The 26,157-nt window shown below is 40.3% G+C and carries 33 protein-coding genes; 16 read left to right on the top strand and 17 right to left on the bottom strand.

Annotation, left to right across the window (positions count from 1 at the left end):
- Positions 1 to 58: 58 nt before the first annotated feature.
- The 5 genes from sspB to zapE form a co-directional block, all read right to left on the bottom strand.
- The gene (gene sspB, locus D7029_RS02845; protein WP_194951785.1) at positions 59 to 568 is read right to left on the bottom strand and encodes a ClpXP protease specificity-enhancing factor; all 510 of its coding nucleotides are present in this window, start codon (positions 566 to 568) and stop codon (positions 59 to 61) included.
- A gap of 6 nt (positions 569 to 574) precedes the next feature.
- Positions 575 to 1,216 (bottom strand): stringent starvation protein SspA, encoded by a 642-nt coding sequence (sspA, locus tag D7029_RS02840; RefSeq protein ID WP_023582862.1) that lies wholly within the window; start codon positions 1,214 to 1,216, stop codon positions 575 to 577.
- Between the two features lie 656 nt (positions 1,217 to 1,872).
- On the bottom strand, positions 1,873 to 2,265 hold the full coding sequence (gene rpsI, locus D7029_RS02835) for a 30S ribosomal protein S9 (RefSeq protein WP_004245284.1): 393 nt from the start codon (positions 2,263 to 2,265) through the stop codon (positions 1,873 to 1,875).
- A gap of 15 nt (positions 2,266 to 2,280) precedes the next feature.
- Positions 2,281 to 2,709 carry a 50S ribosomal protein L13 gene (gene rplM / locus D7029_RS02830; RefSeq protein ID WP_006535327.1) on the bottom strand — a complete coding sequence of 143 codons (429 nt, stop codon included), beginning with the start codon at positions 2,707 to 2,709 and terminating at the stop codon, positions 2,281 to 2,283.
- 434 nt (positions 2,710 to 3,143) lie between these two features.
- Positions 3,144 to 4,259: a cell division protein ZapE gene (zapE, locus tag D7029_RS02825; RefSeq protein ID WP_194951784.1), complete on the bottom strand. Its 1,116-nt coding sequence runs from the start codon at positions 4,257 to 4,259 to the stop codon at positions 3,144 to 3,146.
- Between the two features lie 203 nt (positions 4,260 to 4,462).
- On the opposite strand from zapE, the gene zapG reads away from it, so the two are divergent.
- The 3 genes from zapG (at position 4,463) to degS (ending at position 7,767) form a co-directional block, all read left to right on the top strand.
- Positions 4,463 to 4,867: a Z-ring associated protein ZapG gene (gene zapG, locus D7029_RS02820; RefSeq protein ID WP_075671429.1), complete on the top strand. Its 405-nt coding sequence runs from the start codon at positions 4,463 to 4,465 to the stop codon at positions 4,865 to 4,867.
- A 230-nt stretch (positions 4,868 to 5,097) separates the two neighbouring features.
- The gene (gene degQ / locus D7029_RS02815; protein WP_088493801.1) at positions 5,098 to 6,489 is read left to right on the top strand and encodes a serine endoprotease DegQ; all 1,392 of its coding nucleotides are present in this window, start codon (positions 5,098 to 5,100) and stop codon (positions 6,487 to 6,489) included.
- Between the two features lie 207 nt (positions 6,490 to 6,696).
- Positions 6,697 to 7,767, top strand: a complete 1,071-nt coding sequence (degS, locus tag D7029_RS02810; protein ID WP_194951783.1) for an outer membrane-stress sensor serine endopeptidase DegS — start codon at positions 6,697 to 6,699, stop codon at positions 7,765 to 7,767.
- Between the two features lie 26 nt (positions 7,768 to 7,793).
- On the opposite strand, the gene D7029_RS02805 is transcribed toward degS, so the two are convergent.
- The 9 genes from D7029_RS02805 to mlaF form a co-directional block, all read right to left on the bottom strand.
- Complete coding sequence (locus tag D7029_RS02805) at positions 7,794 to 8,039, bottom strand: CPCC family cysteine-rich protein (RefSeq protein WP_098941202.1); 246 nt, start codon at positions 8,037 to 8,039, stop codon at positions 7,794 to 7,796.
- 33 nt (positions 8,040 to 8,072) lie between these two features.
- Positions 8,073 to 9,134: a DUF2157 domain-containing protein gene (locus D7029_RS02800; RefSeq protein ID WP_194951782.1), complete on the bottom strand. Its 1,062-nt coding sequence runs from the start codon at positions 9,132 to 9,134 to the stop codon at positions 8,073 to 8,075.
- A gap of 194 nt (positions 9,135 to 9,328) precedes the next feature.
- Positions 9,329 to 10,591: a UDP-N-acetylglucosamine 1-carboxyvinyltransferase gene (murA, locus tag D7029_RS02795; RefSeq protein ID WP_088493805.1), complete on the bottom strand. Its 1,263-nt coding sequence runs from the start codon at positions 10,589 to 10,591 to the stop codon at positions 9,329 to 9,331.
- Positions 10,592 to 10,639: 48 nt separating this feature from the next.
- Complete coding sequence (gene ibaG / locus D7029_RS02790; RefSeq protein WP_006535338.1) at positions 10,640 to 10,894, bottom strand: BolA family iron metabolism protein IbaG; 255 nt, start codon at positions 10,892 to 10,894, stop codon at positions 10,640 to 10,642.
- A 140-nt stretch (positions 10,895 to 11,034) separates the two neighbouring features.
- Positions 11,035 to 11,328, bottom strand: coding sequence for a lipid asymmetry maintenance protein MlaB (mlaB, locus tag D7029_RS02785; protein WP_088493806.1), 294 nt, complete (start codon positions 11,326 to 11,328; stop codon positions 11,035 to 11,037).
- A 1-nt stretch (position 11,329) separates the two neighbouring features.
- Entirely contained in the window at positions 11,330 to 11,959 is a 630-nt protein-coding gene (mlaC, locus tag D7029_RS02780; protein WP_075671443.1) for a phospholipid-binding protein MlaC, read from the bottom strand.
- A 96-nt stretch (positions 11,960 to 12,055) separates the two neighbouring features.
- Positions 12,056 to 12,592, bottom strand: a complete 537-nt coding sequence (mlaD, locus tag D7029_RS02775; protein WP_109393143.1) for an outer membrane lipid asymmetry maintenance protein MlaD — start codon at positions 12,590 to 12,592, stop codon at positions 12,056 to 12,058.
- Positions 12,593 to 12,595: 3 nt separating this feature from the next.
- Positions 12,596 to 13,375, bottom strand: a complete 780-nt coding sequence (gene mlaE, locus D7029_RS02770; RefSeq protein ID WP_075671447.1) for a lipid asymmetry maintenance ABC transporter permease subunit MlaE — start codon at positions 13,373 to 13,375, stop codon at positions 12,596 to 12,598.
- Between the two features lie 3 nt (positions 13,376 to 13,378).
- Positions 13,379 to 14,191 (bottom strand): phospholipid ABC transporter ATP-binding protein MlaF, encoded by an 813-nt coding sequence (gene mlaF / locus D7029_RS02765; protein ID WP_072063774.1) that lies wholly within the window; start codon positions 14,189 to 14,191, stop codon positions 13,379 to 13,381.
- A gap of 239 nt (positions 14,192 to 14,430) precedes the next feature.
- On the opposite strand from mlaF, the gene D7029_RS02760 reads away from it, so the two are divergent.
- The 12 genes from D7029_RS02760 (at position 14,431) to rnk (ending at position 23,088) form a co-directional block, all read left to right on the top strand.
- Entirely contained in the window at positions 14,431 to 15,411 is a 981-nt protein-coding gene (locus D7029_RS02760) for a calcium/sodium antiporter (RefSeq protein ID WP_194951781.1), read from the top strand.
- Positions 15,412 to 15,429: 18 nt separating this feature from the next.
- Entirely contained in the window at positions 15,430 to 16,404 is a 975-nt protein-coding gene (gene kdsD / locus D7029_RS02755) for an arabinose-5-phosphate isomerase KdsD (protein ID WP_075671453.1), read from the top strand.
- 27 nt (positions 16,405 to 16,431) lie between these two features.
- Positions 16,432 to 16,989 carry a 3-deoxy-manno-octulosonate-8-phosphatase KdsC gene (kdsC, locus tag D7029_RS02750; protein WP_098941210.1) on the top strand — a complete coding sequence of 186 codons (558 nt, stop codon included), beginning with the start codon at positions 16,432 to 16,434 and terminating at the stop codon, positions 16,987 to 16,989.
- 16 nt (positions 16,990 to 17,005) lie between these two features.
- On the top strand, positions 17,006 to 17,584 hold the full coding sequence (gene lptC, locus D7029_RS02745) for an LPS export ABC transporter periplasmic protein LptC (RefSeq protein ID WP_075671457.1): 579 nt from the start codon (positions 17,006 to 17,008) through the stop codon (positions 17,582 to 17,584).
- Positions 17,565 to 18,098, top strand: a complete 534-nt coding sequence (gene lptA, locus D7029_RS02740) for a lipopolysaccharide ABC transporter substrate-binding protein LptA (RefSeq protein WP_075671459.1) — start codon at positions 17,565 to 17,567, stop codon at positions 18,096 to 18,098. Before lptC ends, lptA begins: the two co-directional genes overlap by 20 nt.
- A 6-nt stretch (positions 18,099 to 18,104) precedes the next feature.
- The gene (gene lptB / locus D7029_RS02735) at positions 18,105 to 18,830 is read left to right on the top strand and encodes an LPS export ABC transporter ATP-binding protein (RefSeq protein ID WP_006535352.1); all 726 of its coding nucleotides are present in this window, start codon (positions 18,105 to 18,107) and stop codon (positions 18,828 to 18,830) included.
- 59 nt (positions 18,831 to 18,889) lie between these two features.
- On the top strand, positions 18,890 to 20,371 hold the full coding sequence (gene rpoN, locus D7029_RS02730; protein WP_194951780.1) for an RNA polymerase factor sigma-54: 1,482 nt from the start codon (positions 18,890 to 18,892) through the stop codon (positions 20,369 to 20,371).
- Between the two features lie 23 nt (positions 20,372 to 20,394).
- A complete protein-coding gene (hpf, locus tag D7029_RS02725; protein ID WP_036913954.1) occupies positions 20,395 to 20,682 on the top strand; it encodes a ribosome hibernation promoting factor in 288 nt (95 codons plus the stop codon).
- A 149-nt stretch (positions 20,683 to 20,831) separates the two neighbouring features.
- Positions 20,832 to 21,299: a PTS IIA-like nitrogen regulatory protein PtsN gene (gene ptsN, locus D7029_RS02720; RefSeq protein ID WP_023582879.1), complete on the top strand. Its 468-nt coding sequence runs from the start codon at positions 20,832 to 20,834 to the stop codon at positions 21,297 to 21,299.
- A 79-nt stretch (positions 21,300 to 21,378) separates the two neighbouring features.
- Positions 21,379 to 22,233 carry an RNase adapter RapZ gene (gene rapZ, locus D7029_RS02715; RefSeq protein WP_023582880.1) on the top strand — a complete coding sequence of 285 codons (855 nt, stop codon included), beginning with the start codon at positions 21,379 to 21,381 and terminating at the stop codon, positions 22,231 to 22,233.
- Positions 22,230 to 22,502, top strand: a complete 273-nt coding sequence (gene npr / locus D7029_RS02710; RefSeq protein ID WP_006535359.1) for a PTS phosphocarrier protein NPr — start codon at positions 22,230 to 22,232, stop codon at positions 22,500 to 22,502. The genes rapZ and npr overlap by 4 nt, the downstream gene beginning before the upstream one ends.
- Positions 22,503 to 22,677: 175 nt before the next feature.
- Positions 22,678 to 23,088 carry a nucleoside diphosphate kinase regulator gene (gene rnk / locus D7029_RS02705; protein ID WP_075671465.1) on the top strand — a complete coding sequence of 137 codons (411 nt, stop codon included), beginning with the start codon at positions 22,678 to 22,680 and terminating at the stop codon, positions 23,086 to 23,088.
- Between the two features lie 117 nt (positions 23,089 to 23,205).
- Here rnk and pmbA read toward each other — a convergent pair whose 3' ends face one another.
- A complete protein-coding gene (gene pmbA / locus D7029_RS02700; RefSeq protein WP_194951779.1) occupies positions 23,206 to 24,534 on the bottom strand; it encodes a metalloprotease PmbA in 1,329 nt (442 codons plus the stop codon).
- A 188-nt stretch (positions 24,535 to 24,722) separates the two neighbouring features.
- Here pmbA and yjgA point away from each other — a divergent pair, with 188 nt between their 5' ends.
- A complete protein-coding gene (yjgA, locus tag D7029_RS02695) occupies positions 24,723 to 25,283 on the top strand; it encodes a ribosome biogenesis factor YjgA (protein ID WP_088495963.1) in 561 nt (186 codons plus the stop codon).
- Positions 25,284 to 25,356: 73 nt separating this feature from the next.
- Here yjgA and D7029_RS02690 read toward each other — a convergent pair whose 3' ends face one another.
- Together D7029_RS02690 and D7029_RS02685 are read right to left on the bottom strand one after the other, a co-directional pair.
- Complete coding sequence (locus D7029_RS02690; protein ID WP_088493812.1) at positions 25,357 to 25,638, bottom strand: barstar family protein; 282 nt, start codon at positions 25,636 to 25,638, stop codon at positions 25,357 to 25,359.
- Positions 25,638 to 26,138: a ribonuclease domain-containing protein gene (locus tag D7029_RS02685; protein WP_194951778.1), complete on the bottom strand. Its 501-nt coding sequence runs from the start codon at positions 26,136 to 26,138 to the stop codon at positions 25,638 to 25,640. The genes D7029_RS02690 and D7029_RS02685 overlap by 1 nt, the downstream gene beginning before the upstream one ends.
- Positions 26,139 to 26,157 lie beyond the last annotated feature (19 nt).

The following is a 26,157-nucleotide window of genomic DNA, read 5'->3' as shown; positions in this document are numbered from 1 at the left end:
ATAAAAAAGCCCAGTTCACTTGAACTGGGCTTTTGATTCATACTAATAAGATAATCTCTTATTTCACAACGCGCAGTGCTGGACGACCCGTTGGGCGAGGTGGTTCTGGATCATCATCTGGTGAAGAGGTATCAGCTTCAACAGCTTCATCAGTGACGAGAGATAAACCTTCGCTAGCCGGAGCTATATCGCTCTCTTCACTATCATCTTCAGCAAACTGTAATGATGCACCAGATTCATAAGCAGGCTCTGGCTCAAACATCATTCCCGCACCGTTTTCTCTCGCATAAATAGCCATAACAGCAGCCATAGGCACTCGCACTTTACGAGGTATGCCACCAAAGCTTGCACTAAATAAAACCAGATACGGCGTTAACTCTAAGTTATCTACTGCACGGGATGCGATATTTAGTACAATTTGACCGTCATGCGCATATTCCATTGGGACTTGGACACCATCAATATTCACATCAACAACTAAATGTGGTGTTAAATCGTTTTCGATGATCCAGTCATAATGCGCACGTAATAAATGCGGACGACGCGGAGACATATCCATAATCTCCATACTTTATTACCCTCTTGAAGGTAAGCGCATCTCACGCTCTGCTTCGGTTAATGACGCGAGGAAAGAATCACGTTCAAAAACACGTTGCATATAAATCTGTACATCTTTAGCACCAGCACCACTTAAATCCACACCAAGTACTGGTAAACGCCATAACAGAGGAGCTAGGTAGCAATCTACTAAGCTGAACTCTTCACTCATAAAGTAAGGATATTCTTTAAACACAGGAGATACAGCCAGTAGCTCTTCTGCTAACTGTTTACGAGCAGCATTTGCTTGCTGTTCTGTTCCTTTCTCGATGGTGTTCATTAAAGAATACCAATCATGCTCGATACGATGCATCATTAAACGGCTGCTACCACGAGCAACAGGATAAACTGGCATTAAAGGAGGATGAGGGAAGCGTTCATCAAGGTATTCCATGATGATGCGTGAATCATACAGAGTCAGCTCACGATCAACCAAAGTCGGTACACTTTGGTAAGGGTTTAGATCGATAAGATCCTGTGGAAGATTACCAGCTTCAACCTGTTCAATTTCAACACTGACACCTTTCTCCGCTAGGACAATTCTGACCTGATGGCTGAAAATATCAGTCGGACCGGAAAACAAAGTCATTACCGAACGTTTGTTGGCAGCGACAGCCATGAAAACCTCCAAGTTAATCAATTAAAGAAATGAATTAGCACAATGCCCCTTCCATTTCCCCATTCCTAAAAGACAAGCACACAAACGCAGTAGACCTAAATAAACATTTAAGTTATTAACTGCATTGGGTAACTACCTGTATAACAGTGTTATCGTGGGATAATCATATTTTACAGGGTTAAAAACTCACCTGTCTTTGCGGCACATATCATTATCAAGTAATACCAAAATAATCATTCAACAATCATTATTGTCATAATAATTTTGGTATGACTTTCAAACTCATTACAGGTATTACTATCGATATACCCATTGGCAACATTGTGAAGTCATAGAAAGAAAGACACCAAAGCTCGCTATTCTACCAGAATTCATGTTACTTAGGGGGGCTAATGCAAATAATTCAACACAATATGCCACACTACCTTAAAACTAAGATTATAATATCAAAAAATAAAATTATTTAGAAATAACATCTAAAAAATACGCTTTTTAATACTAGCGTTATCTTACATAAAGCCTGTTTTATGAGTAACAGCATCATGCTTTAGCAACATTATGTTTTTATTATTAATAAACACAAATAAGTCAAAAATAAAAAACCCGCCTGTGAAGACGGGTTTTCAACATCAAATTGATATCTAAAAGATAACAAATTAACGTTTAGAGAACTGTGGACGACGACGTGCTTTACGCAGACCCACTTTCTTACGTTCAACAGAACGCGCATCACGGGTTACGAAACCAGCTTTACGCAGATCAGAACGTAGAGTCTCATCATATTCCATCAGTGCACGAGTGATACCGTGACGGATCGCGCCAGCTTGACCAGAAATACCACCACCTTTAACAGTGATGTATAAATCTAATTTACCCAGCATATCAACTAATTCCAGCGGTTGACGAACAACCATACGCGCTGTTTCGCGGCCGAAGTAAACTTCTAGGCTACGTTTGTTGATTACGATATTACCGCTACCTGGCTTAATGAAGACACGTGCGGAAGAACTTTTGCGGCGACCTGTGCCGTAGTATTGATTATCAGCCATTGCCTATTATCCCGATTAAATGTCCAGAACTTGCGGTTGTTGTGCCGCGTGGTTGTGCTCAGATCCTGCGTAAACTTTCAGTTTACGGTACATCGCACGACCCAGAGGCCCTTTTGGCAGCATGCCTTTTACCGCGATTTCGATTACACGCTCAGGACTACGGGCGATCATCTCTTCGAAAGTCGCTTGTTTGATACCACCTACGTGACCAGTATGACGGTAGTAAACTTTGTCAGTACGTTTATGACCAGTTACCGCTACTTTCTCAGCGTTTAAAACGATGATGTAATCACCAGTATCAACGTGCGGAGTGTATTCCGCTTTGTGCTTACCGCGTAAACGGCTAGCAATTTCAGTTGCTAAACGGCCTAAAGTTTTGCCGTCTGCATCAACAACGTACCAGTCGCGTTTTACGGTTTCTGGTTTAGCTGTAAAAGTTTTCATTATTGAAAATTACCCAATGTTTAGTTACACGTTGGTGAACGCTCGGTTCAAATACTATTGAGGTTCACACGACTCTTGTGTCCAGCAAACCTACCCCTTCGAGTAGCACTGCTGACTCTAAAATGCGAGTTTTTTGGGAAATAAAAAACTTGCTGCAACGTGGGGTCGCAAGATTATAGAGAAGTCAGAAAAAAAAATCGAGTCATAATTGAAAAACAATTGAATTCTTTTTCAATATTTCAGCGAAAAAAACGAATCTGGCACTTTTTTCTGATTTGACTGATAAATTCTTGCTACCTGAAGAGAAGAATTGTTCCTTTCCAGAGCGCTTGTAAGCTGCTTAATACTTTCTATTTTCATAGAAAAAAACATCAAGCAGCTTAACCTGCGCCATCCTATCATAATGAAAGATGACTTTCTTCAAGAATTAAAAATTAAGCGAGGTGAGGTTGTACTAAATATTCTTCACTTTGCATCTCTTGTAAACGAGATAGGCAACGTTGATATTCAAAACGTAAAAAATCACCTTGGTAAATCTCGTGCATTTCTACATTTGCATTAATAATGAGTTTCACCTTGCGCTCATAAAATTCATCAACAAGCGCTAGAAACCGACGCGCAGCATCTTCATTTAATGTTCCCATTTGTTGCATGTCATATAACAAAACAGAGTGGTAATGCTTAGAAAGTTCAATGTAATCAAGCTGGCTACGCGGTTCCATACACAAGGTTGAAAAATTAACAGCGAGCACACCATTAGATGCTTTTCTTGCTTTCATAGGGCGATGATTAATGGTTAAGGTACAATCAACTTGTGGCTCACTGGTTGCCAAATGCATGAAAATTCTATCCATCTCCTGACGATTTTCATCGTTAAGTGGAGATAAAAAAAGATGCGCTTGCGTTAATGTTCTAAGACGGTAATCAATGCCTGCATCCACATTTAAAATGTCACAATGGTGTTTGATTTGTTCTATTGCAGGTAAAAAACGAGAACGTTGTAATCCATTACGATAAAGCTCATCAGGTGGAATATTTGAGGTTGCCACCAGTGTGATACCTCTGGCAAATAACGCTTCAAGCAAGGTACCTAAAATCATGGCATCAGTAATATCAGAAACGAAAAATTCATCAAAACAGAGCACATCGGTTTGTGCTTTAAACCCATCAGCAATAATTTCTAACGGATTTTCATGCCCTTGTAAGTTTTTTAGCTCTTCTTGAACACGTAACATAAAGCGATGGAAGTGTAAGCGAAGTTTTCGCTCTGTTGGCAAGCTTTGATAAAACATATCCATCAACCATGTTTTACCTCGTCCAACACCGCCCCACATATATAAACCACGTTCTGGTGCAACAATCTGTTTTTTTGTGCGAATTCGCCCGAATAATCGCTGTGTTAGCGAATTTTTTTCTGGTGGAGTCTCTTTTAATAATGCATGGTATATCTGTTGAAGGTGGAGAACCGTTTTTCTCTGAACATCATCAGGTTGATAATCACCTTGCTTCAATGCGGCTTCATAAAGTGATAACGGCGTACTAACAGTCATGAATGCCCTCTTATCCTTAATTTTCTGACATACTGATTTGTGTCTGTCGAATGCCTCTATTATAAGCATTAAGAATTGTTTTAACATCAACGTAACACACGAATTTTATATTAAGCTTAAGGATATTATTCCACCCATGCCTTTTAGCGGTTATGATGTTATAAGAATCCATCGTCCTCACTATTAGATGAAAAGGAGTTGCCATGGTTTGGGTTTATGCACTGATTGGATTAGTTGTCGGTCTTATTATCGGCGCACTTGCAATGCGTTACGGTAACAGCACCCTTCGCCAACAAGATGCTATCAAAGCAGAGTTAGACACGAAAAAAGAAGAACTTGATACTTATCGCAATGAACTTGTCAGCCACTTTGCTAGAAGTGCTGAACTATTAGATAACATGGCGAGAGATTACCGTCAGCTTTATCAACATATGGCAAAAAGCTCTAATGAGCTCATGCCTGATATGCCTGCTCAAGAAAATCCATTTAATTACCGATTAAGTGAGTCAGAAGCGGCTAATGATCAATCTCCAATAAAAATGCCACCTCGTGATTACTCCGAAGGGGCATCTGGATTGTTCAGACCCACAGAGAAAAAAGACAGTTAATATTAAAACGCCACATTTATTGTGGCGTTTTTCTTTCTACTAAATATCATAAAATGACAATTATTTGCTATGGTTTTAAAGATAGCTTTTGTCTTGTAAATCCGTGTAAAAGGAAGCAAAGCACATCATGTCTTAATGAACTTTCCTTTGTCAGTACAGGTCTTAGTGACATCGAGCTCATTTTGAGCAATAACTTTTATTTTGATAACTGTATCAAGAGACTCTAATTCATGTTGACTAAAAAAAGAAAATTATTACTTAGTGCGTTAGCAATGAGTGTCGGACTTTCACTCTCTACTATTCCAGCAACCAGCATGGCGGCACTGCCAGCGGTTATGCCATCAGGCGAACAACTGCCAAGCCTTGCACCGATGTTAGAAAAAGTGTTACCTGCGGTTGTCAGTGTGCACGTTTCAGGAACACGAGTACAAAGCCAGCAAGTACCTGAAGAGTTCAAATTCTTCTTTGGTCCAAACTTCCCATCACAACAACAAAGTATTCGCCCTTTTGAAGGCTTAGGCTCAGGTGTCATTATTGATGCACAAAAAGGCTACGTATTAACAAACAACCACGTTGTTGATGGTGCAGATAAAATTCAACTGCAAATTAATGATGGTCGTGAATTTAGTGCAAAATTAATTGGTAGCGATCCACAAACAGATATCGCATTACTGCAAATTGAAAAACCAACTAACTTAACCGCAATTAAAATGGCAGACTCTGACCAATTACGTGTTGGTGACTTTGCTGTTGCAGTAGGTAACCCATTTGGTTTAGGCCAAACAGCAACATCCGGCATTATTTCCGCATTAGGTCGTAGCGGTTTAAATCTTGAAGGTTTAGAGAACTTTATCCAGACTGATGCTTCAATCAACCGTGGTAACTCTGGTGGTGCGCTCGTTAACTTAAATGGCGAATTAATCGGAATTAACACCGCTATTTTAGCACCGGGTGGTGGCAACATTGGTATCGGCTTTGCTATCCCAAGCAATATGGCGCGTGATCTTAGCCAGCAACTGATTTCTCATGGTGAAGTTAAACGTGGCATCTTAGGTATTCGTGGTACAGAAATGAATTCTGATCTGGCGAAATCCTTTAATATTGATGCACAACGCGGTGCTTTTGTTAGCGAAGTCATGCCAGATTCATCCGCTGCAAAAGCAGGCATTAAACCCGGTGACGTTTTAATTTCAGTTGATGGAAAACGTATCAATAGCTTTGCTGAATTGAGAGCTAAAGTGGGTACTACACCGCCGGGTAAAGAGATCCTAATTGGCTTGATCCGTCAAGGTAAACCAATGGATGTTAAAGTGACATTAGAGAAACAATCGGCAGATGCAACTCGTGCAGATAACTTCTCTCCTGCACTACAAGGTGCCACATTAAGTAACTACTTAAACAAACAAGTTAAAGCAGTCGCGGTTGATTCTGTTGAGAAAGATTCTGCGGCTGCGGCATCTGGTTTACAGAAAGGCGACCTTATTATTGGTATCAATAATACGCCAATTACCTCACTAGGCGATTTACGTAAAGCAATTGACGCTAAACCGCCTGTTCTTGCATTGAATATTCAGCGTGGTAATGAAGAAATTTACCTGCTGTTACGTAATACACCGCGCTAAGAAGTAAGCTTTTCACCTATCTAATTTATTGATTTCTTTAGCCCTATAATTTCCATTATAGGGCTTTTTTTATCCCTATTTTTGATAAGAGTCATTGGCTTAAAAGGGGATTTTATGCGCTGAGCGATGCTTTCATAAGTTAAACTATGCTATTCTCACCGCTCCTACGCGAATAATTTTACAGTCAGACATAAATACAGGATTTTTATGTTAACTAAGTTACTGCGATCAACACTCATTGGTCTTCTCACAGCAGCAATTCTCTTGATTGCAGTCCCTTCAATTCGCCCTATTTTTATTGAACGCCTACTTAATGGTGATTTTCTCAATGCGCCTTTTAGCTATAACACTGCGGTACGACGAGCTGCCCCTGCGGTTGTTAATGTTTATAGCAGTACGATGGGAAGTTTTTCTCAAGAAGGTCGTGAACTGACATCTTTAGGTGCCGGCGTCATTATGGATGGTCGTGGTTATATTCTGACTAATCAACATGTTATTAATAATGCGGATCAGATCCTTATCGCGCTCCAAAATGGTGATCTTTATGAAGGCTTACTTGTTGGCTCCGATCCGTTAACCGATCTTGCAGTATTAAAAATAGATGCCGATAAACTCCCGACGATCCCCATTAATACTAAACGAATTTCTCATGTTGGTGATGTTGTACTGGCTATTGGTAATCCATTTAATATTGGGCAAACTATTACGCAAGGGATCATCAGTGCTACGGGTCGCGTTGGATTAAGTCCAACACGTTACCAAAATTTCCTGCAAACAGATGCCTCGATTAATGAAGGTAACTCAGGTGGAGCACTCATTAATACAGAGGGCGAACTTGTGGGGATTAATACTATGACGTTTGACTCAGGAACCTACAATGGGTATCGCCCTAGTGCTGAAGGTCTCGGCTTCGCTATTCCGACCGAACTGGCTGTAAAAATCATGAATAAACTTATTCGTGATGGTCGTGTTATCCGTGGCTTTATTGGTATTACAGCAAAAGAATTACCACGAATTCGCTCATCGAATACCGATATTAAGCAAATTCAAGGGTTGCGTATTTTTAGGATCACCCCAAATGGCCCTGCAGATAAAGCGGGGATCAAAACAGGCGATATCATCCTTAGTATTAATCATGCGCCAGCGACTTCTGCGATGGAAATGATGGACTATATTGCAGAAACGCGCCCCGGTACGGTATTACCTGTCACGGTATTACGCGAAGGCAATGAGATCAATGTTGATGTGACTATTTCTGAATACCAGCCTGAATCATAACTAACAAAAAATCTCCCTATGCTTAGCTAGTAGGGAGATTTCATATAAAACGTCGCACTTTGTAAGCAATTTTCTTTAAAGCTTTCAGTGTTGCGATAGTCCTCTAATGTGCTGTGATTACAACCGCTATATTGTCCTTCTTTAGTACCATCATTTTGCCAACCACATACAGGGCAGATCTCAAAAAATGCCTCATCTTTATCTTTGAAAACAAAATAATGGCACGCAACACAACTCACTTCTAAAGGAAGATGACAACTTCGCTTTTCCATAGGATGGGCTCTCCTATTACATTATTAATGATACTATTCGCTCTTACTCTCTTTATTGGCAACTGAGTTATTTTCAACAGTATGCCAAATCTTTTCCGCTTTTCGTCCAATAAAAATCAGTGAAACCGCCAAAATAAAGAAGAAAATCGCACTGTGTAAACTATCCCAGAAATATTCAAAGAATCGGGTATAAAGGTTGATACCAAGGAATGTTAGACCAAAACCTCTTAACATACCGTCATCGGTTTTAAGGCTAATATAAATACAGATAACTGAAACGACAGCAAATAACAGTGCCCAAGGTAACAAATTCACACTTGAAGTACGATACCAAGTATCAGGATCGTAATTACCGAAAATAGACATTATCCATAGCGCAATAAACAGATAGGTCAGCCCCATTATTTTTGTCATGGTAAATAAACGACGGTGTACCAACATATTTTGTAGGAAATAACAGCCTGCTAATAATATCGCACCAAAGAAGACAAAACGGATAGGATAGTTCATCCCTAACCAATAAGCGCCCCAACCAGAGACATAGCCTGTTTCAGCACCAAACCAATTTCCTAACATCAACAAGAAGAATAACCACACCAAAGAGGAGCGACTAATAAATCCAATTGCACCATAAATGACACAGCCAATTAAAAAGAGAGGCGCAATATGGCCACTTCCTGTATCCAGTAATTCTCCCAGTTGCCAAAGAAAAATAGCCGTAAACATCACACCTAAAAAGAGAATAAATTCGGTACTGTAATGCCACTGTGTTTCTTTTCGCTGACGTTTAAATCCCCAAAAATAGAGCGCTGAAGCAATCAGTGCAGGAGATATCACACGCATAATTTCAGAAACACTAAAAATCTCAATAAGATAATAAACTAATGCACTATCACTAAAGATACTGCCAGCAGCAATAATCAAGCACACCATTGCTATCCAAAATGCATAGCGGCTCAACCGTTTCCAATCAAAGGGAATTCGGTGCAATGTACTTCCTAATTGCTGATATTCTTGTTCTGAAATCTCACCGGATTGTTGCCATTCATCCAGTGCTTGACGAACCAGGCGCTCTTGTTTCCTTGTTACCTGCATATATGTTCTTTCCTTTTAGCTCATAGTGATTTTTATAACACAGGTCTGTTTTTCTTACTGTATCTTGCCACGAAAGAAATGCCTTATGAATTATCCTATTCTATTGAGAGCCCTATTAAAATAATGCGCAAAAAAAAACCATAGCACAACAATATGCTATGGTTTTAAAGGCTAAAAAGGATGACTAAAATAAATTAGTCATTAGAGCGCAAACGTTCTATTTTTGCCCCTAATCCTTGTAATTTAGCTTCAATATTTTCATAACCACGATCGATATGATAAATACGATCAACAATGGTTGTGCCTTCAGCAATACAACCTGCAAGTACTAAACTTGCAGAAGCACGTAAGTCCGTTGCCATTACTTGTGCGCCTGAAAGTTTTTCAACACCGTGGCATAACACAGTATTACTTTCGATTTCAGCGTGAGCCCCCATACGGATTAACTCAGGAATGTGCATAAAACGATTTTCAAAAATAGTTTCAGTGATCATTCCTGCACCTTCAGCAACTAAGTTTAAAAGGCTGAATTGTGCTTGCATATCGGTAGGGAAACCTGGATGTGGCGCAGTACGCAATGTCACCGCTTTAGGACGTTTACCATGCATATCAAGGCTTATCCAATCTTCACCAACTTCAATATCAGCACCTGCTTCACGTAATTTTGCCAACACTGCATCTAATGTGTCAGGTTTAGCATTACGACAAACAACACGACCACGAGAAATCGCAGCAGCAACTAAGAAAGTACCTGTTTCAATACGATCAGGTAGGATTTGATAAGTACCACCACCAAGACGCTCTACGCCTTCAATAGTAATACTATCTGTGCCTGCACCGCTGATTTTGGCACCTAATGTATTAAGGAAGTTTGCAGTATCTTCAATTTCTGGCTCTCTTGCCGCATTCTCAATAATGGTTTTGCCTTCAGCTAACACCGCCGCAGTCATAATAGTGATAGTGGCACCCACGCTCACTTTATCCATGACGATATGTGCGCCTTTTAAACGTCCATCAACGCGTGCTTTCACATAACCTTCATCCAGTGTGATCTCAGCGCCTAATTGCTCTAAACCTGTAATATGAAGATCAACAGGACGAGCACCAATAGCACAGCCACCCGGTAAAGAAACCTGACCTTGGCCAAAACGCGCCACCAGCGGACCTAAAGCCCAAATAGAAGCACGCATGGTTTTTACTAATTCGTAAGGAGCGCAAAATTCATTAATGTTACGAGCATCAACGAAAACAGAGCCATTGCGTTCAACATTAGTTCCTAAGCGATTAAGTAACTTAATCGTGGTATCGATATCTTTTAATTTAGGAACATTCGTTAATTCTACTGGCTCTTCGGCAAGGATCGCAGCGAACAGGATTGGTAGTGCGGCATTTTTTGCGCCTGAAATAGTGACCTCACCTGATAAACAGGTTGGCCCTTGTACTCTAAATTTATCCATCTGTAGAACTCTCTTTTTTATTTTGCTGTACGCTGTATACCTACTGAATCAAAGCCCGTTAAGTTTACGATCTCTCTTCCACTCTTCAGGTGTGTAGGCTTTAATAGACAAAGCGTGAATACGGTTATCTGCGATATATTCCATCAAAGGGGCATAAATGGTTTGTTGTTGTTTTACTCTGCTCATTCCCTCAAACATTGCGCCAACAACGACAACTTGAAAGTGACTACCATCACCATTGACGATGACTTCATCTAAAGACAGGCTGTCCATTAATACTTGTTTGATTTCATTTGTATCCATAATTGCTCAATCTCAACGTTAAAATAATAATCAGTCGTCTATCCTAATGGAATCCGCTCTACTCTTAAACCATCAAAAACCCCCTTAATGATAAAAGTATCACGAAGGGGGCTTTTTAATACCTTTACTCAAAATCTGTATTAGGCAATATTCATAATTTCATCAAGATCATAGAGTGTAATTAAGGTCTGAAAACGCTCACTTACGCCTTGAATAATAAATTGACGATTTTGCTCTTCCATTTCTGCTTTTAAGTGAACAAAAAGTGCCAACCCAGTTGAATCAATATGTCCTAAGGCAGAAATATCAATGATATTAATATCAGCTAATAATGTTTTACGTTTCTGCCAAACAGGCAATAACGTTTCACGATCTAGCGTTCCTTGGAAATAGAGGACACCCTCCTTTTTTTCCCAATTTAACGAAGCTGACATGTTATTTTTTCTCATCCAGTGTAATTGGTGTTTTAGCACTGATTTCTAACTGTTTTGTTAAACCATCAACACCTTTAGAATTTAAAATATCTGACCATTCATTCTGTTTTGTAGTGATCATGCTGACACCTTCAGCAATCATATCATAAGCTTGCCATTCGCCTGTTTTGCTGTTTTTACGCCATTGGAAATCAAGGCGAACTGGTGGGCGACCATTTGTATCAATGATAGTGACACGAATAGTTAACGTTGATTTATCTGCGAAAGGTTTTGCAGGTTCAATACGGTACTCTTGGCCTTCATACATCGCTAATGCTTGACCATATACTTGAGCTAGATACGCTTCAAATGCAGTGAAATAAGCATCACGTTGTGCTGGTGTTGCATTACGATAATGCGGTCCTAACACTAATGCACCCGCATATTTAATATGCACATAAGGCAATAATTCTTGCTGAACAATTTGACGTAAAACTTCAGGGTTTTTACGAATTTCAGGCTGTTCATTTTTTAATTTACTAAAGGTCTTTTGCGCCGCATCTTCCATCAATGCATAAGGATTAGTTTTATCTACTGCCATTGCAAAAGGCGTTATCACTAATAGTGCGACCATCAATAAGCGTTTAAACATACGTTCGCTTCTCCTCAAATAGGGTTTCAATAATACGATGCATTTATGACGCTAGATCTAGCTAAATGTATAAGTGCATCGTATAGGAATTAATGATTAAGGTAATGCAGAGTGTTCTTGCGTTGGTTGAGATTCAGATTTTGCTGAATCATCACCATCACCCGTTTTATAAAGGAATTGACCAATAAGATCTTCTAGTACCATTGCTGAATTGGTGTTTGTGATCCGTCCTCCGTCTTTGAGCAGAGTAGAATCTAATGCTTCATCATAAAAACCTAAATTCAATGCAAGGAACTGTTCACCTAATAAACCCGATGTACGAATAGACAGTGAGCTACTTTCTGGAATGTGGTCATAAATGCTCAAAATATCGAGAGCGACTTCAGGTCGATAGTTCCCTTCATCTTCTTCTTTTAAAGTGATAGAAGAAACACGACCAATCACCACACCACCAATCTTAACTGGGGAGCGTTCTTTTAACCCACCAATATTACCGAAGCTGGCATAAACACGATAAGTTGGTTGATTACCCATTTCTTTAATATCAGCTACTTTAAGGCATAAGAAAATCACGGCAGCTAACGCAATCAGAACAAATAGACCAACCCAAACTTCAATTTTTTTACTTTGCATGACTTAGTTCCCAAACATCAGTGCTGTTAGCACAAAATCTAAACCCAATACGGCTAACGATGAATGAACAACGGTACGTGTTGTTGCTCTGCTAATCCCTTCTGATGTTGGGATTGCGTCATACCCGTTAAAGAGCGCTATCCAAGTGACGGTAATGGCAAAAACGACACTTTTAATAAAGCAGTTTACTAAATCGAGTCGCCATTCAACGGCACCTTGCATAGATGCCCAGAAAAAGCCTTCATCGATCCCTTTCCAATCCACACCCACAATTGCACCACCCCAAATACCGATGGCAACAAAAATAAGTGAAAGCAATGGCATACTAATAAGACCTGCCCAAAAACGAGGCGCAACGACACGTCTTAAAGGATCGACTGCCATCATTTCTAAACTAGAAATTTGTTCTGTGGCTTTCATCAAGCCTATTTCAGCTGTTAAAGCAGAGCCCGCACGACCCGCAAATAATAATGCCGTCACGACTGGACCTAATTCTCTTAACAATGAAAGTGCGACCATCATGCCAAGACTCGCTTCAGCACTAAAGGTTGTTAAAACAAGATAGCCTTGTAATCCCAACACCATGCCAATAAATAAGCCAGACACCATGATAATTAATAAGGATTGAACGCCGACGTTATACAGTTGCTTCAATAATAGAGGCCACTGTTTACGAAATTCAGGCTTACCGACTAATGCTCGAAAGAGCATAATGCCTGCTCTACCGAAGGTTGCAAAAATCGCTAACGCTCTAACGCCAATGCGAGATAATAAATTTACCACGTACTAATTTCCTCGTCCTAATAGGTCGTCCTGATAATCTCCCGCAGGAAAACGGAATGGTACAGGGCCATCAGCAATACCATCTAAAAACTGTCTTACTTGCCTATTTGGATTGTCCTGTAATTCTTGTGCGCTACCTTGAGCAATGACTTTCTGCTCTGCAACAATATAGGCGTAATCGGCGATACTTAACACTTCTGGCACATCATGGGAAACCACAACACAAGTCACACCAAGCGCATGATTTAACTCATCAATTAGCTTAACAAGCACACCCATTGTGATAGGATCTTGCCCAACAAAAGGCTCATCAAACATAATCAATTCAGGATCAAGCGCAATGGCTCTTGCTAATGCCGCCCTTCTCGCCATTCCTCCTGATAATTCAGAAGGCATTAAACTTGCTGCACCACGTAAACCCACGGCTTCAAGTTTCATCATCACCGTTGTACGGATTAATGCTTCAGGTAAATTTGTATGCTCTCTTAGTGGAAATGCCACATTTTCAAACACATTCATGTCTGTAAACAGTGCGCCTGATTGAAAAAGCATACTCATTTTCTTTCTTGCCTGATACAACGCGGAGCGTGATAGCGCAGGAATATTGTCGCCATCAAACCAAATTTCACCACTATCTGGAAGGATTTGTCCTCCCATTAGGCGTAACAAGGTTGTTTTACCAATCCCTGAAGGGCCCATAATCGCAGTCACTTTTCCTCTTGGTACAACAAGATTGATCTCAGAGAAAATCTTTCTGCTACCGCGAGTGAAGTTCATATTGCGCACTTCAATTAGATTGTCAGATTGTGCGTTCATGAATAAAACATCCTCAAGCCTGTCTGCATAAACGAATTTTTACGCTATTTTGGCAGGTCATTCGCTATGTTACAAAGAAATCACCACTATTTAGCAATTTATTGCACGGTTAATTTTACTTTTCGTGCTTGGCTAGTCAAAATATGGTTAATTAGCAAAACCTTTTGACAATATGTTTTTTTATCAGCCCTGTCTTATTGGTTTTTTCTTTATTCGCTCATTGTTGGAAAACTGATGGCATGTTGATTACTTTGTCTCTTTTAATTTTTGGGTTGATGCTACTCGTTTATGCATCAGACCGATTAGTTTATGGTGCGAGCGTTTTTGCGCAATCGTTAAAAATCCCACCTGCCGTTATTGGTATCTTAATTGTAGGCACCGGTACTTCACTGCCTGAGCTTTTTGTTTCAACCGATGCTGCTGTTCATAATTTACCTGATATTGCTATCGGGACAGCCATTGGCTCTACACTCACCAACCTTCTCCTCATCGCTGGTATTGGCGCGATGATTTATCCTATGAACATTCAATCCGCAGTGCTAAAAAAAGAGCTTCCCTTGATGATTATAGTCATCATACTTGTTGGCATTATCGTTTCTAGCGGAAACTTAGGGCTTAGAGAAGGCACGCTGCTCTTTTTTATTGGTTTTGCATCCATCTTTCTAATGATAAAAACGATGCATAAAACACTAACACAAGAGCGTCACGTATTACCTTTAGAAACCTTAACGCGTTTTGAATTACAGACAAATCCCCGTAATTCTGTTGCACTTTTTTGGGTTGTTATTGCTTTACTTATTATTCCAGTTGCAACCCAAATGATATTGGATAATGTCTTTATTTTAATGCAACAGTATCATCTTAGTGGCTTTTTTGTTGGTTTAACCTTGCTATCGATTGGAACAAGCCTACCTGAATTAGCAACAACTATTGTGGCAGCACTAAGACGCGAGAATGAATTAGCATTAGGGAATATTATAGGTGCTAATATTTTCAATCTCACTTTTGTGTTAGGAATGCCAGCATTACTCTCACCAAGCACATTTAATATCAACACATTTTATTTTAGCTTTGCTGTGCTTGGTGTCGCCAGTTTACTGTTTTCTCTCTTTTCATTAGGGCGCAAACGACGTCTTAATCGAGGAAAAGGGATATTCTTGTTAGTTTGCTTTATTGTTTATATTACGGTGTTGTGCGTCGCACATTCTCTCTTAACCTAAAATAAATGGTACAAAAAAATGACCGAGTTTGATTTTCAGCAAGCGGGTAAAAAAGTCCTTCATATTGAACGTGATGGGTTAGCTGAACTAGAACAATACATCAATGATGACTTCACTCTAGCCTGTGAAAAAATTTTCCACTGCCAAGGTAGAGTCATTGTTATGGGTATGGGTAAATCTGGCCATATTGGACATAAAATTGCGGCGACATTCGCCAGCACAGGAACACCTTCTTTCTTCGTTCATCCCGGTGAAGCAAGCCATGGCGACTTAGGCATGGTGACAGAAAAAGATATTGTTTTGGCGATTTCAAACTCAGGTGAAGCCAGCGAAATCCTTGCGCTGATCCCAGTACTTAAACGTAAACAGATAACACTGATTTGTATGACACGCACTCCTCAAAGTACAATGGGGAAAGCGTCTGATATTCATCTTTGTATCAAAGTACCTAAAGAAGCCTGTCCTTTAGGTCTTGCACCAACAACCAGTACAACGGCAACCTTGGTAATGGGGGATGCACTAGCAATAGCACTGTTACGTGCCCGTGGTTTTACTGCTGAAGATTTTGCGCTCTCTCATCCTGGAGGGGCATTAGGTCGTAAATTACTCCTTCATGTCAGTGATTTAATGAATAAAGAGGCAGATATCCCTCGCGTCACTAAAGATGCCACTTTACGTGAAGCACTTGTCGAGATAACCCGTAAAAAATTAGGTATGACCGTCATTTGCGATGATAGTATGCTGATCAACGGTATCTTTACTGATGGTGACTTACGAAGAATATTTGATTTAGGGATAGATCTGAACAATGCCAAAATTTCAGATGTTATGACAAGAGGCGGTATTCGTATTCGCCCAGATTGTTTGGCAGTTGAAGCACTGAATTTAATGCAAGCAAAACATATCACCTCGCTATTAGTAACAGAACAAGATAGTGATATCCTGTTAGGTGTTTTACATATGCATGATTTATTACAGGCTGGTGTTGTATAAGATAGTCATAACGTTCGAAGGATAAAAATGAATACAATGATAGAAACTTGTTATGGTGCAGTAAGCGAGCAAATCATCAAAAAAGCAGAAAAAATCCAATTGCTGATTTGTGATGTTGATGGTGTGATGTCGGACGGACTCATTTACATGGGCAATAATGGCGAAGAATTAAAAGCCTTTAACGTTCGTGATGGGTATGGCATCCGTTGTTTGCTTACATCAGGCATTGAGGTTGCTATCATTACAGGTCGTCAGTCTAAACTGTTAGAAGATCGTGCTAAAACCCTTGGCATTACATATCTTTACCAAGGTCAGCATAATAAGCTTTTGGCGTATCAACAACTGTTAGATACACTAAACCTTAAACCTGAACAAACAGCCTATATTGGTGACGACCTGATTGATTTACCTGTAATGGAAAAAGTAGGACTTTCTGTCGCCGTGGCTGATGCACATCCATTACTTACACCTCGTGCTAATTACGTGACTCGCATTGCGGGGGGGCGTGGTGCAGTACGAGAATTGTGCGATTTAATCCTTTTAGCGCAAGGTCGGCTTGAAGAAGCTAAAGGTCTTTCGATTTAACGTATAACGATACAGAATGAATAAATTAAAATCCTGGTTTACCTTAATTCTTGCCATTATCGCCCTTGGGCTGATTGGCTGGAACTATACTAATAACACTGAATTCGGTGATGGTGAGATTGTTGATGATGGTCAGCCAACCTATCAATCCAAATCATCGATATCTTTTGTTTATGAACCAACGGGTATACTCGGATATAAACTTGTTGCTGATGATGTTAAAAACTATGCTCAGCAAAAGTTTACATGGTTTACTAACCCTGTCTTAACTACCTATTCACCGACAGGGGATGCAACATGGACAGTACGCGCAAATAAAGCCAAGCTAACAAACAGTAAAATGCTCTATCTTTATGGCGATGTTCAAATTGATAGCTTAACAGATGATTCTCAACTACAGAGAATAAGCACAGACAATGCTATCGCAAATTTGGATACACAGGATGTTTCCTCTGATGATGAAGTGACTATTATCGGCGTCGGACTGAAATCAGTCGGCTTAAAAATGCGAGGCAATCTGCGCGAGAAACGTGCAGAGCTGATTGAAAAGGTAAACACCTATTATGAGATCCCTAATGAATCAAAAAATCCGTAATACACTGATTATCGGTACACTTTTAGCGATAAGTGTACCTGCGATGGCGCTTAAAGATGACACACAACAACCTATTGTTGTGAATTCAGAGAAACAGTCGCTTGATCTAGAAAAAAACGTTACAACCTTTACACAAAATGTTGTGATCAAACAAGGTTCTATCGATATTCGTGCTGATAAAGTTGTTGTCACACGCCCGGGTGGTGACTCCAAAAGGATCGTAATAGAAGCGTTTGGTAACCCTGTGACTTTTTATCAGTTACAAGATGATGGCAAACCTATCAAAGGTCGTGGCGAGAAAATGACCTATGAAATGGATAAAGAGTTAATGACCTTAACGGGTAAAGCCTATCTTGAACAATTAGACAGTAATATCACCGGTGATAAGATCACTTATCTCGTCCCAACTCAGCAAATGGAAGCGTTTAGCGGTAAAGGTAAACAAGTGACTACTGTTTTACTGCCTTCCCAGTTGCAAGAGAAAGGCCCTGGTGTTAACAACAAAGGTAAGTAACACTTTATGGCGCTGTTAAAAGCTGAAAATTTAGCGAAAGCATACAAAGGGCGCACCGTTGTCGGTGATGTAAGTCTGAACGTTAATTCAGGTGAGATTGTCGGCTTACTTGGACCTAATGGTGCAGGTAAAACAACCACATTCTATATGGTTGTTGGCATTGTAGCTCGTGATGCAGGTAGTATTACAATTGATGATGAAGACATTACGCTGTTACCGTTACATGAACGAGCACGTAAAGGCATTGGCTATCTTCCTCAAGAAGCGTCTATTTTTAGACGCTTAAGCGTTTATGACAATATTATGGGGATCTTAGAAATCCGCCATGATCTAACGCCTGAAGAACGAAAAGACCGTGCAGAAGAGCTACTAGAAGAGTTTAATGTCAGCCACTTGCGTAACAGCTTAGGGCAATCATTATCAGGGGGTGAACGCCGCCGTGTTGAAATCGCGCGGGCATTGGCAGCAAACCCCAAATTCATTTTATTAGATGAACCTTTTGCGGGTGTTGACCCTATTTCGGTATTAGATATTAAAAAAATTATCCAGCATCTACGTGATTATGGATTAGGTGTACTGATTACTGACCATAACGTTCGTGAAACATTAGATGTATGTGAACGTGCTTATATTGTCAGCCAAGGTCACCTTATCGCTCATGGTTCACCAGAAGAAATTCTTGAAAATGAGCAAGTTAAACGTGTTTACTTAGGTGAAGGCTTCCGCCTGTAATCTTTGATTCACTTTTACTCTGTCATGGATGACAACAGCAAAGGACTCATCGCATTATTATGAAACAAAGTCTGCAACTTCGTCTTAGTCAGCAACTGGCAATGACGCCACAGCTACAACAGGCTATTCGTTTGTTGCAACTTTCGACGCTTGAATTACAACAAGAAATTCAGCAAGCGCTTGAGTCTAATCCACTTCTAGAACAAGACGACGATCAACAAGATCCCGTTTCAGACGATACCTCTCATACAGAAAATCAGTCCGACTCTACAACAGAAACAACAACCGAAAACGAAGTTGAAGAGTTCGATACGCTGGATGCTTTAGAGCAAAAAGAGATGCCTGATGATCTCCCTTTAGATACTCAATGGGAAGAGATCTACACCGCAGGCACACCTTCTGGCACCAGTAATGACTATACTGATGATGAACTTCCACTGTATCAAGGCGAAACAACGGCTTCATTGCAAGATTACCTAACATGGCAGGCTGATCTCACTCCGTTTTCAGAAACAGACAGAGCAATTGCGATAAGTATTATCGATGCTATTGATGAAACAGGATATTTAACTGTCACAACAGATGACATCCTTGCTGGAATGGGCGATGATGAGTTAGAGCTTGATGAAGTCGAAGCCGTATTAAAACGTATCCAACGCTTTGATCCTATTGGTGTTGCTGCGCGTGATTTAAAAGAGTGTCTTTTGATTCAGCTATCCGCTTTTTCAACAGAAACACCTTATCTTAAAGAAACGCAGTTAGTGATCAGCCAATATTTAGAGTTGCTAGGTAACCGTGACTTTCGCCAATTGATGCGTCAAACGAAGTTACGTGAAGAGACACTTAAATCGGTTATTGAGATGATCCAGTCTCTTGATCCTAAACCCGGATTAAGTATTGATACAGGCGAGTCAGAGTATGTTATTCCAGATATACTGGTAAAAAAATCAGGTGAGCGCTGGCAAGTTGAGTTAAATACAGATAGCATTCCTCGCCTACGAATAAATGAGACCTACGCAGCATTGGGTCAATCGACCCAAAATGAGAGTGATGGAAAATTTATTCGTGATAATTTACAAGAAGCCAAATGGCTGATAAAAAGTTTAGAAAGCCGTAATGAGACATTATTAAAAGTCGCTCATTGCATTGTTGACACACAGCAGGCATTTTTCGAATTGGGTGAAGAGCATATGAAACCCCTTGTGTTAGCAGATATTGCTGAACAGGTTGAAATGCACGAATCCACCATTTCTCGAGTGACAACGCAAAAATTTTTGCATTGCCCGAGAGGAATTTTCGAATTGAAGTATTTTTTCTCTAGCCATGTGAATACTGATAGCGGAGGCGAAGCCTCTTCAACAGCAATCAGGGCTTTAGTGAAGAAACTAATCGCAGCAGAAAATCCAGCGAAACCACTTAGTGATAGTAAACTGGCTGATATGCTCGGAGAACTTGGAATACAGGTTGCTCGACGCACTGTTGCGAAGTATAGAGAGTCATTATCCATCCCGCCTTCAAATCAACGCAAAGAGTTGGTTTGAGCATAATTGAGAAGGAAGACACTATGGAACTTCAAATCACTGGTCATAATATTGAATTAACCGATGCTCTGCGTGATACCGTCAAAGCAAAAAGCGCGAAATTACCTCAGTTCTTTGACAAAATTAATAACGTTCAGGTGATCCTGAAAGTCGAGAAAGTTAATAAAATCGCGGAAGCGACCATTCAAGTTAACGGCGGTGAATTGCATGCCTCTGCGGAAGCAGAAGATATGTACGCAGCAATTGATGGATTAATGGATAAACTGGCTCGTCAATTAACCAAACACAAAGATAAACTGAGACAACATTAATTCATTTCCCATTGTAAAATGGGGATACAATCGGCGAAGTTACTGCGTTGTTTATGACTCGGTTTAAGCCAACGCCTAATCAATATCAGTAACAAAAAACCAGATGTCACTTTGTGGCATCTGGTTTGCTGGTCTAAGTGAATAAGACAATGAACAACGATACAAAGATGAATATTAGCGACGTACTTTCTCTGGCATGTACGCATAATGATGTACATTGCACGAGTAAAAAGCGCGCGTTAGAAATTATCAGTGAAAATGCAGCTAAAGCACTTAATTTACCCGAAACACTGATATTTGAAGCTTTATTAACGCGTGAAAAAGTCGGTACAACAGGGATTGGGGGGGGGTTAGCTATCCCTCATGGACGTATTGAAAGTGATGAAACAGAAAAAGTAGTTGGTGTGTTTCTTCACCTAAGCGAACCTATTGCCTTCGACGCTATTGATAATCAACCTGTCGACTTGTTGTTCGCATTACTCGTTCCTGCGACACAATGTAAGGAACATTTACACACACTGTCTTTGATTGCAAAACAGTTGGCAGACAAAAATTTATGTCGCCGACTACGCTCCGCACAAAGTGATGAAGAGCTTTATCAGATTATCACAGAATAACCCCTACGGGTTTAGTAGGACGCGAATAGCATACAGTGGAATGATATTCATCACTGGGAAATTATAGGGGAGCTACCTCATGGTGCTGATGATAGTCAGCGGACGCTCTGGTTCAGGTAAGTCAGTCGCTTTGCGTGCGCTTGAAGACATGGGATTTTATTGTGTTGATAACTTACCTGTTGATCTTTTACCTGAGCTCGCAAAAACACTGGCTGAACGTGATGCTTCTGCTGCCGCAGTCAGTATTGATGTCCGAAATATGCCAGAGTCGCCGGAGATCTTCGAAAAAGCGCTGGAAAGTTTACCCGCTGAATATTCTCCACAACTCTTATTTTTAGACGCAGATAGAAATACCTTAATTCGTCGTTATAGTGATACTCGACGTCTTCACCCTCTTTCGACCAAGAACCTTTCGTTAGAAATGGCAATTGATACCGAAAGTGATCTGCTTGAGCCATTGCGATCACGCGCTGATCTCATCATTGATACTTCTGAGATGTCAGTTCATGAGCTCGCAGAAATGCTGCGTACTCGCTTGTTAGGTAAGCGTGAACGTGAGCTGACGATGGTCTTTGAATCGTTTGGCTTTAAACATGGTATTCCTATTGATGCAGACTATGTTTTTGACGTGCGATTCTTACCAAATCCACATTGGGATCCTAAACTGCGTCCAATGACAGGTCTTGATCGCCCTGTCGCGGCATTTTTAGATAGGCACACTGAAGTTCATAACTTTATTTATCAAACTAGAAGCTACCTTGAACTTTGGTTGCCGATGTTAGAAACCAATAACCGTAGTTATTTGACGGTTGCGATTGGTTGTACGGGTGGTAAACACCGTTCTGTTTATGTTGCAGAGCAACTCGCAGATTATTTCCGCTCTAGAGGGAAAAACGTACAATCACGTCACAGAACACTAGAAAAACGCAAATGACCCAATATCGACAAGTTGCGATTAAAAATCGACTCGGTATGCATGCAAGACCTGCAATGAAGTTGTTTGATTTAGTAAAAACATTTCAATCAACCGTCATTTTACGCAACAACGAAGGGGTTGAGGCACAAGCGGATAGTGTGATTGCTATGCTGATGTTAGATTCAGAGCAAGGCAGTCAAATTGATATAGAAGTTACAGGTAGTGATGAAAATGAAGCTATTGATGCTATTATCGCATTATTTGAATCGGGGTTTGATGAAGAATAATCGTAATAGAAAACAATAGATTAGCATTTCTTAACTAAATAACCCGAAAGAGACTGTGATCACTGTCTCTTTCTTTTTTATACAGAACCGCCTATTATCTCTTATATGAGTTTAACAACACCCCCACCTCACCCGTGGGGGTGTTGTTTTGCATTGGAATAAATTGGAGTGTGGTATGACAAAGCCAACAATTATCATCAACGAACTTGATGCAGAACGTTTAGATTCACTACTTGAACAACCGGCATTTGCAGATAGCCCGATTGCTGAAGCATTGAATGAAGAGTTAGATCGTGCTGACATTGTTACACCAGCTGATATCCCTGCTAATATTGTCACAATGAACAGCAAAGTCCGTTTTATGGACTTAAAAAATAATGAAGAGCGTACTCGTACATTAGTGTATCCTGCTTCATTAAAAGACAGCACTACTGAACTTTCCGTTATGGCACCAATGGGTGCTGCGCTACTAGGTTTAGCGATTGATGATGAGATCAGTTGGAAGCTGCCTAATGGCCTTGAAACTAAGGTTAAAGTATTAGAAATTCTATACCAACCTGAAGCTGCGGGTGAATTACACCGTTAAGCAGAGCTGAAGGTTCGCGTCTTATTTTTATCTTCTCAAATTGAAAAGCACACTGATAAACGCGATATCTCAGCCCATTGCGGGCTGAGATTAAAGGTTGCGATCAGTATCTAGAATTTACTCACCTGCAATACTCATTTCTGGTAATAACAACGATCCACACTGAACATTACTGCGCATCTCGATATCATCACCCATAGTGGCAATATTTGCCCACATATCTTTTAAGTTACCCGCAATAGTGACTTCACTTACAGGATATTGAATTTCACCGTTTTCAACCCAAAAACCGCTCGCGCCACGAGAATAATCACCTGTTACTGTGCTGACGCCTTGTCCCATCAATTCTGTCACAACTAGCCCTGTTCCCATCTCTTTTAACAGTGCATCAAATGATAAACCTTGCCCTGGGATATACCAGTTATGAATACCACCAGCATGACCATTACTTTTTAAACCCAATTTTCTTGCTGAATAAGTGGTTAATAGCCACTCTTGTAATACGCCATCTTTAATAATTTCGGCATCAGTTGTGCGCACACCTTCGCTATCAAATGGTGTTGATGCTAGGCCTCTCATTAAGTGAGGACGCTCTTGAATATTTAGCCATTGAGGGAAAATTTGCTTCCCTAAGCTATCGAGTAAACAAGAAGATTCACGATAAATCATGCTACCACTGATTGCCGCCACCAAATGGCCAAAAATACCAGTCGCAACATCGGCTGCAAAAATAACGGGGGCTTTCATGGTTGGGAGCTTACGAGGTGCAAGGCGAGATAAAGTACGGCGAGCACACTCTTGACCTACCCATTCAGGCGATTCCAGATCATCAAAACGACGACTAATGGTGTAGGCATAATCGCGCTCCATATCTTCACCATCACGAGCAATAACACAGCTCGACATAGAATAGCGTGAAGATGAATAGCTTTTTAATAAGCCAAGGCTATTACCAAATACACGGGTTCCACTGTGGCTATTAAAACTGCCCCCTTCTGTATTAATAATACGGCTATCGCTATCTAAAGCGGCTTTTTCTGCTCGTGATGCTAATTCAATCGCTTTATCTGCCGTTACTTCGGTAGGATGGTAAAGATCAAGGAAAGGCGCATCAAAGGCTAATAGCTCTTGATCAGCAGGTCCTGCATACGGGTCAACTGAAGTATAGCGTGCAATATCCACAGCGGCTTGTACAGCACGCTTAATTGCATCAGGACTTAAATCTGTTGAAGATGCACTACCTTTACGTTGTTGTTGGTAAACCGTAATGCCTAAAGCACCATCACTGTTAAATTCAACATTTTCAACTTCACCGTAACGCGTACTCACACTAATGCCCGTCGATTTATTAATAGCGACTTCAGCACTATCACACTGTTTAGCAGCCAGCTCTAATGCAAGCGAGACGGCGTCTTCAAGCTGTTTTACCTGATCTGAATTATTCATTGAGAACCATTTTTTCCTAAGGAGAACACCACTTTTTACTTATTTTTAGCAAAGTAAATCAATTGACAGGTGGTCAACAAGCGATTTTCCCAGTTACAATAGAAGATATATGAATGTTATCACCCGTCGGGCTTTTGGTCATTCACCAAATCACACTCCCGGCTTACTCTGCAACAGGAATTTTTATTATGGCAAAGCAGCCTGAAGAGTGGCATTACCTCAATCCTGAATTTGACGATACATCGTCAGAAGAGGAAGAAGAGGACGAAATCATCTGGGTCAGCAAAAGCGAAATTAAACGTGATGCTGAAGCACTCAAAAAACTGGGTACTGAATTAGTTGAATTAAGTGCACAAGAATTAGAGCGTGTACCATTAGATGAGAAATTATTAGCCTCTATTCAATTAGCACAAAAAGTACAGCGTGAAGCGCGCCGTCGCCAAATTCAATATATTGGAAAACTACTGCGCAATGTGGACGAAGATCCGATCCGTCAAGCGCTTGATAAACTGAAAAACCGTCACAACCAACAGATTTTAGTGTTACATAAACTTGAAGATCTGCGAATTCGCCTTGTCGAAGGCGGTAATGAAGTGATTGAAGAAGTCGTGGCGCTTTATCCAATGGCAGATCGTCAACAATTACGCACACTTATCCGTAATGCGAAAAAAGAAAAAGAAGCGAATAAGCCACCAAAATCATTCCGCTTACTATTTCAATATCTAAAAGATTTATCAGAATCAGCATAAAACCTGATCATCCTGAAAACGCAGTGTAAATTCTGTATCACTGCGATTTTCAGGGCGTACTTTTTGCGCTTAATTACTTTTTCGCTTTGTGCTCACAATGAAAGCTCAATGCCTCTTTACCAAGTTCATTCTGTGCTTCTTGCATCACTTCCACTAAAGGCTGAAAATCACGGGAATGATGAGGTAGATGCTTAAAAACAATACTGACAGGCAATTCTATTTCTCCTACTAACGCATCCCACAATGCATCTAGGTTATCGCCAAAATTATCATCTAACTGAAATTGCAGTGCAAAATCCTGATAAAAAGCATCTCTATCTACTAGCGTCTTAAAATCGAAGATAACCTGTTTCATTAAGGAGCAACCTTTGTCATTGTGCGGTAATGATCAGTGGTGACATAAATCAACCCATCATTCGAATAGAGCAATCTGTCGCTACCACGATGACCACAGTGATAATTCACATCAGCTTCATACCACTGGCGTCCTGCTTCTTCTGGTAGCTGTTTTTCACGGTTCATAAAGCGATCACCACCAATTGCTCTTCCCGGCAAAACTTCACATAAGTTACCTTCTTTCGCATTCCAACCTTGTTCTCTTGCCTGTTTTTTAGTGAGATAAAAACTTGGTAGCTGTTGATGACGTTGTAAATAGTTAGCCACTGCATTGGCTTGTGTTTTTTCATCAATAGAAAGAGGAATTTGTGCTGGTTTATTGCTGCTATTGCTTGATGATGTTGGAACAGAAACTGGCGATGAAGAGGAGGATACATTCGCTTCAGGAAGCAAACCTTTATAGAGAACACCAAATAAAACAGCAATAACAATAATAACTGGTAATAAACGTTTACCCATAAATTAGCACCTTCACTGT

Origin of the sequence: Proteus vulgaris (assembly GCF_016647575.1) — a bacterium.
In the GTDB taxonomy this organism is placed as follows: domain Bacteria; phylum Pseudomonadota; class Gammaproteobacteria; order Enterobacterales; family Enterobacteriaceae; genus Proteus; species Proteus mirabilis_B.
The sequence above is the reverse complement of the archived record's forward strand: the minus strand, read 5'-3'. Positions and strand labels throughout refer to the sequence as shown.